A 14,026-nucleotide genomic window follows, 5' to 3' on the forward strand; every position below is an offset into this window, starting at 1 on the left:
CGCCGCCATGGCCGCCGCCGCTACCGCCGCCATGGCCGCCGCCGCTACCGCCGCCATGGCCGCCGCCGCTACCGCCGCCATGGCCGCCGCCGCTGCCTCCACCGCCGCCGAAGGGGCCTTCGCCGCCACCGTCGCCGCTGTCGTTCGAGCGGCGCGGGCGCGTCTGGTTGCGGATGTCGCGGGCGTTGCTGTACCGGTCGTACCAGGTCCGGGCCCGGCCGAACCACCCGCGACGCGGAGGTTGCCGCCGGGGGTTCTGCCGGCGGGGGTCCTGCTGGTTCGGATCCGGCCCGGGCGGATACGGACCCGGTGGGAACGGGTTCGGTTGGAACGGGTTCTGCTGGAACGGGTTCTGCTGGAAAGGGTTCGGCTGCTGGGGATTGTGAGGGGGTTGCTGGTGCGGATCGCCACCAGGGCCGAATGGGTTCACGCGAACATCATCCGCGATCGGCGCCAGCGGTACCTTGGAAGGTCGAGATGGCGACGCTAACTGATCATTTACGCGGGCTCAGTGACGAGCGACTGGCCGCGCTCGTCAGGCTGCGCCCTGACCTGGTGGTTCCGGTACCGGGCGACCTGACGGCGCTGGCCGTGCGGGCACAGTCACGGCTGTCGGTCGCGCGTGCGCTCGACTCGCTCGACCGGTTCACGTTGGAGGTCCTCGACGCGGTGCGGTTCCTGCCCGCCCCGGTGTCGGTGGAGGCGGTGCTCGCGATCGCGTCGCAGTGCGGCGCCGAGCCGGCCGTCACCAGGCCGGCGCTGGCGGCGCTGTGCGACCGCGCGCTGGTCTACGGCCCCGACCACGACCTCGCGGTGGTGCCCGCTGTCACCGAGGTCAGCCCGTACCCGGCCGGGCTCGGGCGCCCGGCCGCCGACCTCGACCCGTCGGCCGCGGCGCTGGCCGCCGATCCGGCCGGGCTGCGCCGCACGCTGCTGAGCGCGCCGCAGCCGGCGCGGGCCGCGCTCGACCGGCTCACCGACGGGCCGCCGCTCGGCGTGATCGTGCCACCGCTGGCCGCCGACTCGCCCATCCGGTGGCTGCTCGACCACCACCTCCTGGTGCAGATCAACGACGACACCGTGGAGCTGCCCCGGGAGGTGGCGCTGCTGCTGCGTCGCGACGCCGGTCCGCTCGGCCGGCTGCACCCGGTGCCGCCCGTCGTGTCGCCGCGGCGTGCTTCGGGCGCCGACCGGGCCGGTGCCGGACAGGCGCTGGAGGTCGTGCGGTGGGCGGAGGCGGTGCTGGAGGCGCTGTCGGCCGAGCCGGCCGCGGTACTGCGGGCGGGCGGGTTCGGGGTCCGCGACCTGAAGCGGGTCGCCCGCGTGGCCGGGGTCAGCGAGGCCGACGCGGCGCTGCTGCTCGAGGTCGCGTACGCGGCCGGCCTGCTCGGCGACGACGACGCCGGGTTCCTGCCGACGGCCGCCTACGACGGCTGGCAGGTCTCGCCGCTGGCGCAGCGCTGGCGCACCCTGGCCGCCGCCTGGCTGACGATGCCACGCAGTGCGGCGCTGGTCGGCCAGCGCGACGACCGCGACCGTCCCATCGCCGCCCTGTCCGCGGAGGCCGAACGGCTGGGCGCGCCGGCGGGCCGCCGGGCGGTGCTCGACGTGCTGGCCGGGCTGCCGAAGAACGCCGCGCCGAAGGTCGACGACGTCGCCGAGATCCTGGCCTGGCAGGCGCCCCGTCGCACCACCCGCAGCCGCGCGGTGCCGGCCGAGACGGTGCTGGCCGAGGCCGCCACGCTCGGTCTCACCGGCCTGGGCGCGCTGACCGGCTACGCGCGCGCCCTGCTGCGCGAGCTCGACGGTCCGCTCGACTCCGACGACCCGCTCGGCGTGCGCGGCGACCGGCCGGTCCCCGACGCGGCGGCGGCGCTGGCCGCGCTGCTGCCCGCACCCGTCGACACCGTGGTGCTGCAGGGCGACCTGTCGGTGATCGTCCCCGGTCCCGCCGAGCCGACGCTCGCCGCGGAGCTGGCCCTGGTCGCCGACGCCGAGTCGGCGTCGATGCTGCGGGTGACGCCGGCGTCCGTGCGGCGCGCCCTCGACACCGGCTACTCGGCCAGCGACCTGCACACGCTGTTCAAGCGCCGGTCGAGCACCGCGGTGCCGCAGGCGCTCACCTACCTGATCGACGACGTCGCCCGCAAGCACGGCGGCCTGCGTGCCGGCACGGCCGGCGCCTACCTGCGCAGCGAGGACGAGGCACTGGTGACCGAGGTCCACGCCGACAAGCGGCTGGCGACGCTCGGGTTCCGCCGGCTCGCCTCCACGGTGCTGGTGACCCCGGCCGCACCCGGCCGGCTGCTCGACGTCCTCCGGGCCGCGGGCTACGCCCCGGTCCGCGAGGACGCCACGGGTGCGGCGGTGCTGTCCCGCCCCCGCTCGCGGCGGGCGCCCGGCCGCCCCGTCCCGCCGGCGCGACGCGACGACCCGCTGGCGATGCCGGAGCTCCGGCCGGCGCAGCTGGCCGGGGTGGTCGAGCAGATCCGGCGCGGCGACGCGGCGGCCCGGGCGCTGCGCCGGGCACCCGAGAGCGTGCGTACCGCCCCGGGCACCGGCGCTGCCGGCAACGGCGCCCACGCCACGGCGATGCAGGTTCTGCAGCAGGCGCTGCGCGACAGGTCACTGGTCTGGGTCGGGTACGTCGACGCCCACGGCTCCCCGACGAGCCGGCTGGTCCGTCCGGTGTCGATGGCCGCCGGTTACCTGCGGGCCGAGGACGAGCGCACCGAGACCCTGCACACGCTGGCCCTGTACCGGATCACCGCCGCGGAGCTGGCCACCTCGACGTGAGGTCCAAGATCGACCCTCGACGGCGCGTTGAGTAGCCAATGGTCGATGTATCGGTCATTGTGGGCTTGTGCGTCTCGTGGTCGGTGTTCTCGCTTTGGTTCTGGTTGCCGGGTGTACGCCGATCGACGGGGAGCAGCCCGGTGCCGGCAGCAGTGGCGGGGGTCCCGCCGGCAACGCGGCACCGCCGCCGGGCGACGTCAACGCCCAGCTGGCCGCGCTCACCGTCGCCTCGTCGAAGTCGATGAGCGGCTACTCGCGCGAGAAGTTCCCGCACTGGCGCCGCGTCGACGAGAACTGCGACGTTCGCGACACCGTGCTCAAGCGCGACGGCACCGGGGTCGAGGCCACCGCCACCTGCAAGATCACAAAGGGGACGTGGAAGAGCGTCTACGACGGCAAGTCGTTCACCGATCCGCAGGACGTCGACATCGACCACATGGTGCCGCTGGCGAACGCGTGGCGGTCCGGCGCCGGCAAGTGGACCGAGGAGCAGCGCACCGAGTTCGCCAACGACCTCACGCGTCCGCAGCTGATGGCGGTGTCGGCCGCGTCGAACCGGTCGAAGGGCGACCAGGACCCGTCGCAGTGGAAGCCGCCGCAGAGGGACTACTGGTGCGAGTACGCCCGCCGGTGGATCGCGGTGAAGAGCTTCTACGCGCTCACCATCACCGAGCGCGAGAAGTCGGCCCTGCAGGACATGCTGGGCTCATGCTGACCGCCGACATCGTCGCCGGACCGGGCGGCGTCATGACCGACGAGGTGGGCGTCGTCACCGGCGACCTCACCTTGCGCAGCGACGTCGTCGACGGCTCCTACGTGCTGAAGGTGCGGTACAAGGACGCCGAGGAGTGGTACACCGTCACCGGTGCCACGACCAGGGCGCGCAGGGACGCGCTCGACGCCCTGCACACCCTGGCCGTGGCGCTGCTCAACCGACCTGACGGTTGACCGCGCTGGCGATCGCGCGCAGCGACGCGGTCACGATGTTCTCGTCGACGCCCACGCCCCAGCGGGCGTCGCCGCCGCCGACCGAGCACTCCACGTAGGCCGCGGCCCGCGCGTTCTCACCCGAGGTCAGGGCGTGCTCGGCGTAGTCGAGCACCCGCACGTCGACGTCCACCGTGGACAGCGCGTTCACGAACGCGTCGATCGGGCCGTTGCCGATGCCGGTCAGCGACCGCTCCACGCCGTCGACGGTGACGTCGACCGCGAGCGACACGCCGGCCGCGCCCGTCGAGGCGGTGTACCCGCGCAGCGCCAGGCGCCGCTCGGTGAGGTACTCGCCGGCGAAGATGTCCCACATGCGTCCGGGAGCGACCTCGCCGCCCTCGTCGTCGGTGTGCCGCTGTACGACGCCGGAGAACTCGATCTGCAGACGGCGCGGCAGGTCGAGGTGGTGCTCGGACTTCATGATGTAGGCGACGCCGCCCTTGCCGCTCTGCGAGTTCACGCGGATCACGGCCTCGTACGACCGGCCCACGTCGCGCGGGTCGATCGGCAGGTACGGCACGCCCCACGCGAAGTCGTCGACCTCGACGCCCGCGGCGTCGGCATCCTTCGCCAGGAACTCGAAGCCCTTCTTGATCGCGTCCTGATGCGAACCGGAGAACGCGGTGTACACCAGGTCGCCGGCGTACGGGTGGCGCTCATGCACCGGCAGCTGGTTGCAGTACTCGACGGTCCGCTTGATCTCGTCGATGTCGCTGAAGTCGATCTGCGGATCGACGCCCTGGCTGAACAGGTTCAGGCCCAGCGTCACCAGGTCGACGTTGCCGGTGCGCTCGCCGTTGCCGAACAGGCACCCCTCGACCCGGTCGGCGCCGGCCAGCATGCCCAGCTCGGCGGCGGCCACGGCCGTCCCCCGGTCGTTGTGCGGGTGCAGGCTCAGGATCACCGACTGGCGCCGCGGCAGGTTGCGGTGCATCCACTCGATCGAGTCGGCGTACACGTTCGGCGTGGCCATCTCGACGGTCGCCGGCAGGTTGATGATCAGGGGCCGGTCGGGCGTCGGGTCGATCACGTCGATCACCGCCGAGCAGACCTCCAGCGCGTACTCCAGCTCCGTGCCGGTGTACGACTCGGGCGAGTACTCGTAGAAGATCTCGGTGTCCGGGGTGATCGCCGAGGCGTTCTTCAGGCACAGCCGCGCGGCGCTCGTCGCGATGTCGGTGATGCCGTCCTTGTCCAGGCCGAACACGACCCGGCGCTGCAGCGTCGAGGTCGAGTTGTAGAAGTGGACGATCGCCCGCTTGGCCCCGCGCAGCGACTCGAACGTCCGCTCGATCAGGTGGTCGCGGCACTGCGTGAGGACCTGGATCGTCACGTCATCGGGGATCATGTCGTGCTCGATCAGCGTGCGGACGAAGTCGAAGTCGGTCTGGCTCGCGCTCGGGAAGCCGACCTCGATCTCCTTGTAGCCCATCTGCACCAGCAACTGGAACATCCGCCGCTTGCGTTCGACCGACATCGGGTCGATCAGGGCCTGGTTGCCGTCACGCAGGTCGACCGCGCACCAGCGCGGCGCTTTTCCGATCGTGCGCGACGGCCATTGCCGGTCGGGCAGGGATACGGAATAGGGCGCCGCGTACGCGGCGTAACGATGGACGGGCATCCGGCTGGCGTTCTGCCGGGCGATGGGATCTGCGGTGGCTGCCGACATATCGGTCATGGTGGTCAAACTCCAACGGCTAGGAAGGCAAATCAGGAGATTGACCGGCGAGCGCCGAGCGACAGCAGGCGCCTACTCCGCGACGAGGTGCCGGCCGGATGGGGCCTCGTCGCGGCAGCCAAGAAGGAGTAGCGCCGTCCACATGACCCGTAGGACGCTACGTGATCCACAACAGATCTTCAACCGCGACGAGAGGATGACGCCGACGGGCGACCGGTGTTCGACGGCACCGGCGGCGCCGACGTGTTGAGCGGCGTCCCGTTCGACACCGGGCCGGCCAGGTCGGCGGTCGGCGGTGCCGGACCGGGCGCGCCGGCCAGCGTCAGCGTGCCGAACTTCGTCTTGAAGCCGGTCGGCATGCCGTCGTCGCCGTAGCAGAAGATGCCGGGCTCGATCGGCGGCGCGATCGACACCGTGGTCGGCTCCACCGAGAAGCAGGCGCCCGAGACTCCCGGCAGCGCCTGGGCGTTGGCGACCGACAGGGCCGAGTTCGGGTCGGCCAGCGCGGCCGCCCAGTCGGTGAACGGGTGGTGGACCTTCGGGTCGACGGCCGCCGGGACGGTGCCCGCCGCCCGGGCCACCCGGACGCAGCCGCCACCCGCCGAGCACTGGTAGACGCCCTCGGCGCGCCCGACCATCGACACGCTCGTCCGGCCGCTCTGCGCACCCCCGGGCACGTCGACCCGCCACGTCCCGTCGGCCGCCAGCGTCACGGTCACCGTGCGTTGCGCGCCTGCGCCGGTCCACGTGTACGCCGCCGTGAAACGGCGGTCCTTCGACGCGGCGACGCGGCGGGTGAGGTCGCCGCGCGGCCCGACCGCGGCGGCGACCGCCGACGCCTGCGAGGCGTCGGGATCGGGCGGCGGCGCCCCATCGGAACCGCAGCCGGCCAGGCCAAAGGCCGTGATGAGCGCCACGACGGGCACAGTTTTCACGGGAAACCGCGCACGCGACGCGAGAAACCACGCGCCAAACCGGACGAGACGGGCGTTCACCCGGCAATTGTCGGGCACGAGCGGGTCGGATCGTGGGACCGCCACTCCCTGCTCGTCCCGACCGCCGGTACGCTCGGTGCCGCGCTCCGGGACGGTCAGCGATATCTAGTGAGGTGACATGGCGCTCATCGTGCAGAAGTACGGCGGGTCTTCCGTTGCTGACGCCGAACGCATCAAGCGGGTCGCCGAGCGGATCGTCACCGCGCGGAAGGCCGGCCACGAGGTGGTCGTCGTCGTGTCGGCGATGGGCGACACCACCGACGAGCTGCTCGACCTCGCCTCGCAAGTGAGCCCGGTGCCGCCCGGTCGCGAGCTCGACATGCTGCTCACGAGCGGTGAACGCATCTCGATGGCGCTGCTGGCGATCGCGATCCACAACCTCGGCTACGAGGCCCGGTCCTACACCGGCTCGCAGGCCGGCGTGATCACCACGTCGGTGCACGGCAAGGCGCGGATCATCGACGTCACGCCGGGTCGGCTGCGCAACGCGCTCGACGAGGGCGCCATCGCGATCGTCGCCGGGTTCCAGGGCGTCGCGCAGGACACCAAGGACATCACCACGCTCGGACGCGGCGGCTCCGACACCACGGCCGTGGCGTTGGCGGCCGCGCTGCACGCCGACGTCTGCGAGATCTACACCGACGTCGACGGCGTTTTCACCGCCGACCCGCGCATCGTGCCGAACGCGCGGCACATCAAGAACGTGACCTACGAGGAGATGTTGGAGCTCGCGGCGTGCGGGGCGAAGGTCCTCATGCTTCGATGCGTCGAGTACGCCCGGCGGTTCTCGTTGCCGATCCACGTGCGTTCGTCGTACACCAACAAAGAGGGCACGATCGTCACCGGAGCGATGGAGGATCTTCCGTTGGAGCAGGCACTCATTACCGGGGTCGCGCACGACCGCAGCGAAGCGAAGATCACGATCGTCGGCGTTCCCGACGAGCCGGGCATCGCGGCGCAGATCTTCGGCACCGTCGCCAACGCCGAGGTCAACATCGACATGATCGTGCAGAACGTGTCGACCGAGGGCACCGGCGCCACCGACATCTCCTTCACGCTGCCGAAGGACGATGGCCCCAACGCGATGGCCGCGCTCAACAAGATCCGCGAGGACATCAAGTTCAAGACGCTGCTGTACGACGACCACATCGGCAAGGTGTCCCTGATCGGCGCCGGCATGCGGTCGCACCCCGGTGTCGCGGCAAAGTTCTTCGCCGCGCTCGGCGCCGCCGGCCTCAACATCGAGATGATCTCCACCTCGGAGATCCGGGTTTCGGTGATCTGCCGCGACACCGATCTCGACGCCGCCGTGCGCGCGGTGCACGACGCGTTCGACCTGGGCGGTGACGAGGAAGCGGTCGTCTACGCGGGAACAGGGCGGTGACCACCCTGCCGTCGCTCGCCGTGGTTGGGGCGACGGGCGCGGTCGGCACGGTCCTCTGCGACCTGCTGTCGTCACGGCGCAATGTCTGGGGTGACGTGCGGCTGGTCGCGTCGCGGCGGTCGGCGGGACGCCGGTGCGTGGTGCGCGGCGAGGAACTGACCGTCCAGGAGCTCAGCCCGGGCGTGTTCGACGGCGTCGACGTGGCGATGTTCGATGTGCCCGACGAGGTCGCGGCCGACTGGGCGCCGATCGCGGTCAAGCACGGCGCCGTGGCCGTCGACAACTCCACCGCGTTCCGGCTCGACCGCGACGTGCCGCTCGTGGTGCCCGAGATCAACCCCGAGCAGGTGCGCAACCGGCCGCGTGGCATCATCGCCAGCGCCAACTGCACCACGGTCGCCATGATCGTGGCGATCGCGCCGCTGCACTACGAGTACGGGCTGCGTGAGCTGGTCCTCGCCAGCTACCAGTCGGTGTCGGGCACCGGCAAGGCCGGCGTCGACACGCTGCTCGACCAGCTCGGCCGGGTCACGGGCGACCGCGACCTCGGCTCGCGCAGCGGGAACGTCCGTCGCGCGGTCGGCGACGACCTCGGCCCGTTCCCGGCGCCGATGGCGCTCAACGTGGTGCCGTGGGCGGGCGGCCTGCGCGATGCCGGGTGGTCGTCGGAGGAGCTGAAGCTGCGCAACGAGACCCGCAAGATCCTCGGCCTGCCCGACCTGAAGGTCTCGGCGACGTGCGTGCGCGTGCCCGTGATCACCGGGCACTCGGTGGCCGTGCACGCCGTGTTCGGCACCGAGGTCGACGCCGAGGGCGCCCGTGAAGTGCTGCGGGGCGCTCCGGGGGTCATCCTGGTCGACGACCCGGCGAACGCCGAGTTCCCGATGCCGATCGACGCGGTGGGCACCGACCCGTCGTGGGTCGGCCGCATCCGCCGGTCGCTCGACGACCCGCGCGCGCTCGACTTCTTCGTGACCGGCGACAACCTACGCAAGGGCGCCGCGCTGAACACCGCGCAGATCGCGGAACTGCTGGCCGAGGAGCTCAGCTAAAACCGGTCGCACCACGGCGGGTGATCACCCCATCCTGGTGCGTGTGACCATCCTGGATCTCACCGCTCGTAGGGAAGCGGCTCTGAGGCCTGCCGTTCCCCCGATGTCGCGGAACATTGACGGCACCGACTCGCCGGTCAGCGTCATCGACCTGCTCTTCCTCGACGAGTTCACCCGGGGCACCCAGCCGTACGCGCGGCACCGGCACCTGTCGCGTCCCAAGCCGAAGGCGCCGCTGTGCCCCGAGGGCGCGAACCTGGTCCGCATGGCCACGTGGGGCCGGCGCACCGTGTGGCTCTACACCGGCGACGGCTGGACGCTGCGCGTCTCGCGCTGGCGCGCCAGCACCGCCGAGCTGACGGTCACCGCCGCCACCGCCGACCTGGCGAAGGCCGTCCTCAAGGACGCCACCCGCGACGCCGAGCTTCCGGAGCCGCCCAAGGACGACGCGGTGAAGATCGGCTTCTGGCACTTCAACGAGGGCTACACCCGCCGCGAGCGGTTCATCACCGCCCAGCCGTGGAAGGCGGTGCGGCCCAACTACGCCGACGAAGCCGCCACCGCGCTCGACCGGTTGATGGACCTCACCGCCGACGAGATCAAGGGCCGGCTCCTGCTGCTCTACGGGCCTCCGGGCACCGGGAAGACCACCGCGCTGCGCACCCTCGCCGCGCGCTGGCGCTCATGGTGCCAGGTCGAGGTCGTCCTCGACCCGGAGCGGCTGTTCTCCGACCCCGGCTACCTGGTCGAGGTCGCCGTCGGCGAGGACGTCGACGACCGCCGCTGGCGCCTGCTCCTGCTGGAGGACTGCGACGAGCTGATCGGCGGCGGGGCCCGGCACGCGTCCGGGCAGGCCCTGTCGCGGCTGCTCAACCTCACCGACGGCATGCTCGGACAGGGCCGCGACGTGCTCGTGGCGATCACCACCAACGAGGACGTGTCGCGGCTGCACCCGGCGGTCGTGCGGCCGGGCCGCTGCCTGGCCCGCATCGAGCTGGGCGCCCTGCCCTACGCGCAGGCGACGGAGTGGCTGGGCCGCACCGACGGCGTGCAGCCCGAGGGCGCCACGCTGGCCGAGCTGTACGCGCTGCATGACGGCACCGAGCCGGTCACCGCCGAGGCACCGCGACCGGTGAGCGGGCAGTACCTGTAACCATCGGCGCCAGGGCCGCGAGCAGGAGCAGGCCGGCGACCGGCAGCAGGTCGAGCGTGGCCAGGATCGTGCCGAACCCGGCGAGCGCGACCACCGGGCTCCACCACGGCAGGCGCCCGCCGGCCGCCAGCACGACCAGCAGCACGACGAGGCCGAGCGGGAACAGGATCCCGCCGGCCTCGTCGAGCACGTCGCTACCGGGGAACTCGTACGTCGCGTAGTTACGGTCCATCTCGGCCCGGTCGGCGGCCCCCCGGGCGACGAGGATGTCGACGGCCACCACCCGGGCCATCGCCACCGCTCCGAACACGCCGCCGACCGTCGCCACGGTGGTCAGCCAGGTCCGGCGCTCGGCGCGGAGGCCCACCATGGCGACCGCCAGCAGCACCAGCGCGCCGAGGAAGAACAGGTGCCCGACGGTCCAGGCGGGTCCGGGTCCCTTGCTGCCGTCGATGCCGTCGAGCAGCCGGGTGAGGCCGTAGGCCGTCACCAGCAGCGGCCCGCCGAGGTACGCGAGTCTCATGGGGGAATCGTCGGGCGGCCAGGCCGGAAGCGGATCCGGCGCGGGAGCGACCTTAGTTGATCTTCTCCCCCTCGCGGGGGACCTCGCGTGGTACCACGAGACCGGTCTCGTACGCGGCGATGACCGCCTGCACCCGGTCCCGGAGATGCAGTTTCCCCAGCACGTTGCTCACGTGGGTCTTGACGGTGTGCTCGCTCACCACCAACGCGGCGGCGATCTCCGCGTTCGACAGCCCCCGCCCGAGCAGCCGCAGCACGTCGCGTTCGCGGGCGGTCAGCCCGTCGAGCCGCTCCGGGGGCCCACCGCGGGGCCGCGAGCGCACGAGCTCGTCGATGACCCGCCGCGTCGCCGTGGGAGCGAGCAGCGACGAGCCGGCCGCGACCACGCGTACGGCGTGCACCAGGTCGTCGCGCCGCACGCTCTTCAGCAGGAAGCCGCTGGCGCCCGCGTACAGCGCGTCGTAGAGGTAGTCGTCGCGGTCGTAGGTGGTGAGCATGACGACCCGGCAGTCGGTCTCGGCGCAGATGACGCGGGCGGCGGCCAGTCCGTCCAGTTCGGGCATCCGGACGTCGAGCAGCGCGACGTCCGGACGGTGCTCGCGCACCAACGCGACCGCGGCGAGACCGTCGGCGGCCTCGCCCACGACGGCGATGTCGGGCTGCGCGCCGAGGATCATGGCGAACCCGCTGCGCACCAGCTCCTGGTCGTCGGCCAGCACCACGCGGATGGTCACGGGATCGGCAGCCTGGCGTGCACCCGGAACCCGTCCGGGGTCGGACCGGCGTTGGCGCGGCCACCGCAGGCGGCGGCGCGCTCCCGGATCCCGATGAGCCCCCGGCCGGTGCCGGACCCTGGGCTGAGTCCCCGAGAGGTCACCGTGATCGCCAGGTCGTCGCCCCAGTCCAGCGACACCGACGCCGGTCCCGACGCGTGCTTCAACGAGTTCGTCAGTGCCTCCTGCACGATCCGGAACGCCGCGACGTCGGCGTCGACCGGCAGCGCCCGGGCGGCACCGGAGACCCGCAGGTCGACCGCCAGGCCCGCCCGCCGCACCCGGTCGACCAGGGACGGGATCGCCCCGGCCGTGGGAGGCGGGTCCCCTTTCAACACCCCCAGAACGCCGGACAGCTGGACCTCGGCCAACCGCCCCGTGTCGGCGATGGTGTCGAACGCGCGGGTGGCCGCGGCCGGATCGCGACCCACCACCGCCGCGCCCGCCTCGGCCTGCACGATCATGACGCTCACCGCGTGTGCGAGCACGTCGTGCATGTCACGCGCGATGCGGTTGCGCTCCTCGGCGGCCGCGCGCGACGCGTCGGCGAGCGCGCGCGACCGGTTCGACCGCGCCAGCGTCCCGAGCAGGTACGCCGCCAGCGGCAGCCCGACCGTGAACATGAACTCGGCCGCGTCGTTCTTCTTGAGGATCAGCGACGCCGGCGGGAACGTCAGGATGATCGCCCACAGGAACGCCAGCCGCTGCCACCGCTTGCCGAGGTCGGCCACGGTGTAGATCGCCACCAGCGCGCTGTACTGCAGCATCTGTCCCGGCCGGTGGTGCAGCGACACGAGCGTGGCGAACAGCGCCACGGTCACCGCGACGCCGAACGGCCACCGGCGCCGCCAGATCAGCGGCACCACCGCGCCGACGTTGAACAGGCAGCCCCACACCGTGACGTGGCCGGGCGGTGACGTGAAGAACGGCACCGACATCGGCACGGCCACCGCGAGGGTGATCGCGACGTCGCGCCTAGCTGAGGACGTCGTCAGCATCGACGATCGTGTACGCGTAGCCCTGTTCGGCGAGGAACCGCTGGCGGTGCGCCGCGTAGTCGGCGTCGATCGTGTCGCGCGAGACGACGGTGTAGAAGTGCGCCTGGCGTCCGTCGGCCTTCGGCCGCAGCACCCGGCCGAGCCGCTGCGCCTCCTCCTGCCGCGAGCCGAACGTCCCCGACACCTGGATCGCCACGGCCGCCTCGGGCAGGTCGATCGAGAAGTTGCCGACCCGCGAGATCACCAGGGTCTTCAGTTCGCCGGTGCGGAACGCGTCGAACAGGCGCTCCCGCTCCTTGTTCGTCGTCGACCCCTGCACGATCGGCGCGTCGAGGAACTCGCCGATCTCGTGCAGCTGGTCGAGGTACGCGCCGATCACCAGGATCTGCTCGCCGGGGTGCTTCTCGACGAGCGCCTTCACCACCGGCAGCTTCGACGGCACCGTGGCCGCGGCCCGGTACTTCTCCTCCTGCTCGGTCACCGCGATCGCCATCCGCTCCTCCTCGCTGAGCGTGACGCGCACCTCGATGCACTCGGCCGGCGCGATCCAGCCCTGCGACTCGATGTCCTTCCAGGGCGCGTCGTACCGCTTCGGTCCGATGAGCGAGAACACGTCGCCCTCACGCCCGTCCTCACGCACCAGCGTGGCGGTGAGGCCGAGCCGGCGGCGGGCCTGGAGATCGGCGGTGAACCGGAAGATCGGCGCCGGGAGCAGGTGCACCTCGTCGTAGATGATCAGGCCCCAGTCGCGGGCGCCGAACAGGTCGAGGTGGGTGAACACGCCGTTGCGCCGCGTGGTGAGCACCTGGTACGTGGCGATCGTGACCGGACGGATCTCCTTGCGCTCGCCGGAGTACTCGCCGATCTCGTCCTCGGTGAGGCTCGTGCGGGCGACGAGTTCGCGCTTCCACTGCCGGCCGGCGACGGTGTTGGTCACGAGGATGAGCGTCGTCGCTTTCGCCACACCCATCGCCGCGGCGCCGACCAGCGTCTTCCCGGCGCCGCAGGGCAGCACCACGACCCCGCTGCCGCCGGCCCAGAAGCCGTCGACCGCCTCCTGCTGGTAGGTGCGCAGCGTCCAGCCGTCCTGGGCCAGTTCGATCGGGTGCTTCTCGCCGTCGACGTAGCCGGCCAGGTCCTCGGCGGGCCAGCCGACCTTGAGCAGCGCCTGCTTGAGCCGTCCGCGCTCGGACGGATGCACCGCGATCAGGTCGTCCTCGACCCGGTCGCCGAGCATGCCGGCGAGCTTCTTGTTCTTGGCGACCTCGACCAGCACGGCCTTGTCGAGCCCGCGGAGCGCGAGCCCGTGCGTGGGGTGCTTGACGAGCTGCAGCCGGCCGTACCGGTCCATCGTCTCCGCGACGTCGACCAGCAGGGAATGCGGCACCGGATACTTCGAAAACCGCAGCAGCGCATCGACTACGCTCTCTGCATCGTGGCCGGCCGCACGTGCGTTCCACAGCCCGAGCGGGGTCAGCCGGTACATGTGCACGTGCTCGGGCGACCGCTCCAACTCGGCGAACGGCGCGATCGCCATCCGGCAGGCGAGCGCGTCCGGGTGGTTCACCTCGAGGAACAGGGACTTGTCGGACTGCACGATCAGGGGGCCGTCGTTCACCGGACAAGTGTGCCGCACCGCGGAACCTTGTACGGGGTGTCACACGTCCTAACGGGTGAGGAGGTGC

At 72.0% G+C, this 14,026-nt stretch carries 12 protein-coding genes; 6 read left to right on the top strand and 6 right to left on the bottom strand.

Annotation, left to right across the window (positions count from 1 at the left end; genetic code table 11):
* The first annotated feature begins 477 nt into the window (after window positions 1-477).
* The 3 genes from Voc01_RS02620 to Voc01_RS02630 all read left to right on the top strand — a co-directional run bounded on the left by Voc01_RS02620 (window position 478) and on the right by Voc01_RS02630 (window position 3,744).
* Window positions 478-2,796, top strand: coding sequence for a helicase-associated domain-containing protein (locus tag Voc01_RS02620; RefSeq protein ID WP_203925611.1), 2,319 nt, complete (start codon window positions 478-480; stop codon window positions 2,794-2,796).
* A 67-nt stretch (window positions 2,797-2,863) separates the two neighbouring features.
* Complete coding sequence (locus Voc01_RS02625) at window positions 2,864-3,511, top strand: HNH endonuclease family protein (protein ID WP_239159891.1); 648 nt, start codon at window positions 2,864-2,866, stop codon at window positions 3,509-3,511.
* A complete protein-coding gene (locus Voc01_RS02630) occupies window positions 3,505-3,744 on the top strand; it encodes a hypothetical protein (protein WP_203925612.1) in 240 nt (79 codons plus the stop codon). The genes Voc01_RS02625 and Voc01_RS02630 overlap by 7 nt, the downstream gene beginning before the upstream one ends.
* On the opposite strand, the gene leuA is transcribed toward Voc01_RS02630, so the two are convergent.
* Entirely contained in the window at window positions 3,725-5,455 is a 1,731-nt protein-coding gene (gene leuA, locus Voc01_RS02635) for a 2-isopropylmalate synthase (protein ID WP_239159892.1), read from the bottom strand. The two genes, Voc01_RS02630 and leuA, sit on opposite strands and share 20 nt — an antisense overlap.
* Before the next feature lie 188 nt (window positions 5,456-5,643).
* Complete coding sequence (locus tag Voc01_RS02640) at window positions 5,644-6,381, bottom strand: hypothetical protein (RefSeq protein WP_203925614.1); 738 nt, start codon at window positions 6,379-6,381, stop codon at window positions 5,644-5,646.
* 196 nt (window positions 6,382-6,577) lie between these two features.
* On the opposite strand from Voc01_RS02640, the gene Voc01_RS02645 reads away from it, so the two are divergent.
* The 3 genes from Voc01_RS02645 to Voc01_RS02655 all read left to right on the top strand — a co-directional run bounded on the left by Voc01_RS02645 (window position 6,578) and on the right by Voc01_RS02655 (window position 10,048).
* Window positions 6,578-7,843, top strand: coding sequence for an aspartate kinase (locus Voc01_RS02645; protein WP_203925615.1), 1,266 nt, complete (start codon window positions 6,578-6,580; stop codon window positions 7,841-7,843).
* A complete protein-coding gene (locus Voc01_RS02650) occupies window positions 7,840-8,895 on the top strand; it encodes an aspartate-semialdehyde dehydrogenase (protein WP_203925616.1) in 1,056 nt (351 codons plus the stop codon). Before Voc01_RS02645 ends, Voc01_RS02650 begins: the two co-directional genes overlap by 4 nt.
* A gap of 103 nt (window positions 8,896-8,998) precedes the next feature.
* A complete protein-coding gene (locus Voc01_RS02655) occupies window positions 8,999-10,048 on the top strand; it encodes a DUF5925 domain-containing protein (RefSeq protein ID WP_203925617.1) in 1,050 nt (349 codons plus the stop codon).
* Here Voc01_RS02655 and Voc01_RS02660 read toward each other — a convergent pair.
* Genes Voc01_RS02660 through Voc01_RS02675 form a run of 4 tightly spaced genes read right to left on the bottom strand, consistent with a single transcriptional unit; the run spans window position 10,005 to window position 13,959 of the window.
* Window positions 10,005-10,571 (bottom strand): hypothetical protein, encoded by a 567-nt coding sequence (locus Voc01_RS02660; RefSeq protein WP_203925618.1) that lies wholly within the window; start codon window positions 10,569-10,571, stop codon window positions 10,005-10,007. The two genes, Voc01_RS02655 and Voc01_RS02660, sit on opposite strands and share 44 nt — an antisense overlap.
* A 52-nt stretch (window positions 10,572-10,623) precedes the next feature.
* Complete coding sequence (locus tag Voc01_RS02665; protein ID WP_203925619.1) at window positions 10,624-11,304, bottom strand: response regulator; 681 nt, start codon at window positions 11,302-11,304, stop codon at window positions 10,624-10,626.
* Window positions 11,301-12,341: a sensor histidine kinase gene (locus Voc01_RS02670; RefSeq protein WP_203925620.1), complete on the bottom strand. Its 1,041-nt coding sequence runs from the start codon at window positions 12,339-12,341 to the stop codon at window positions 11,301-11,303. Before Voc01_RS02670 ends, Voc01_RS02665 begins: the two co-directional genes overlap by 4 nt.
* The gene (locus Voc01_RS02675; RefSeq protein WP_203925621.1) at window positions 12,319-13,959 is read right to left on the bottom strand and encodes a DNA repair helicase XPB; all 1,641 of its coding nucleotides are present in this window, start codon (window positions 13,957-13,959) and stop codon (window positions 12,319-12,321) included. The genes Voc01_RS02670 and Voc01_RS02675 overlap by 23 nt, the downstream gene beginning before the upstream one ends.
* Window positions 13,960-14,026: the final 67 nt, after the last annotated feature.

The sequence above is a fragment of the Virgisporangium ochraceum genome, from assembly GCF_016863655.1.
Taxonomy (GTDB): Bacteria; Actinomycetota; Actinomycetes; order Mycobacteriales; family Micromonosporaceae; genus Virgisporangium; species Virgisporangium ochraceum.

What these genes read in the sequence shown, in the direction of transcription:
- Voc01_RS02620 (WP_203925611.1), top strand. Translation starts at nt 478, where the DNA reads ATGGCGACGCTAACTGATCATTTACGCGGGCTCAGTGACGAGCGACTG.
- Voc01_RS02630 (WP_203925612.1), top strand. Translation starts at nt 3,505, where the DNA reads ATGCTGACCGCCGACATCGTCGCCGGACCGGGCGGCGTCATGACCGAC.
- leuA (WP_239159892.1), bottom strand. Translation starts at nt 5,455, where the DNA reads ATGTCGGCAGCCACCGCAGATCCCATCGCCCGGCAGAACGCCAGCCGG.
- Voc01_RS02645 (WP_203925615.1), top strand. Translation starts at nt 6,578, where the DNA reads ATGGCGCTCATCGTGCAGAAGTACGGCGGGTCTTCCGTTGCTGACGCC.
- Voc01_RS02655 (WP_203925617.1), top strand. Translation starts at nt 8,999, where the DNA reads ATGTCGCGGAACATTGACGGCACCGACTCGCCGGTCAGCGTCATCGAC.
- Voc01_RS02660 (WP_203925618.1), bottom strand. Translation starts at nt 10,571, where the DNA reads ATGAGACTCGCGTACCTCGGCGGGCCGCTGCTGGTGACGGCCTACGGC.
- Voc01_RS02670 (WP_203925620.1), bottom strand. Translation starts at nt 12,341, where the DNA reads ATGCTGACGACGTCCTCAGCTAGGCGCGACGTCGCGATCACCCTCGCG.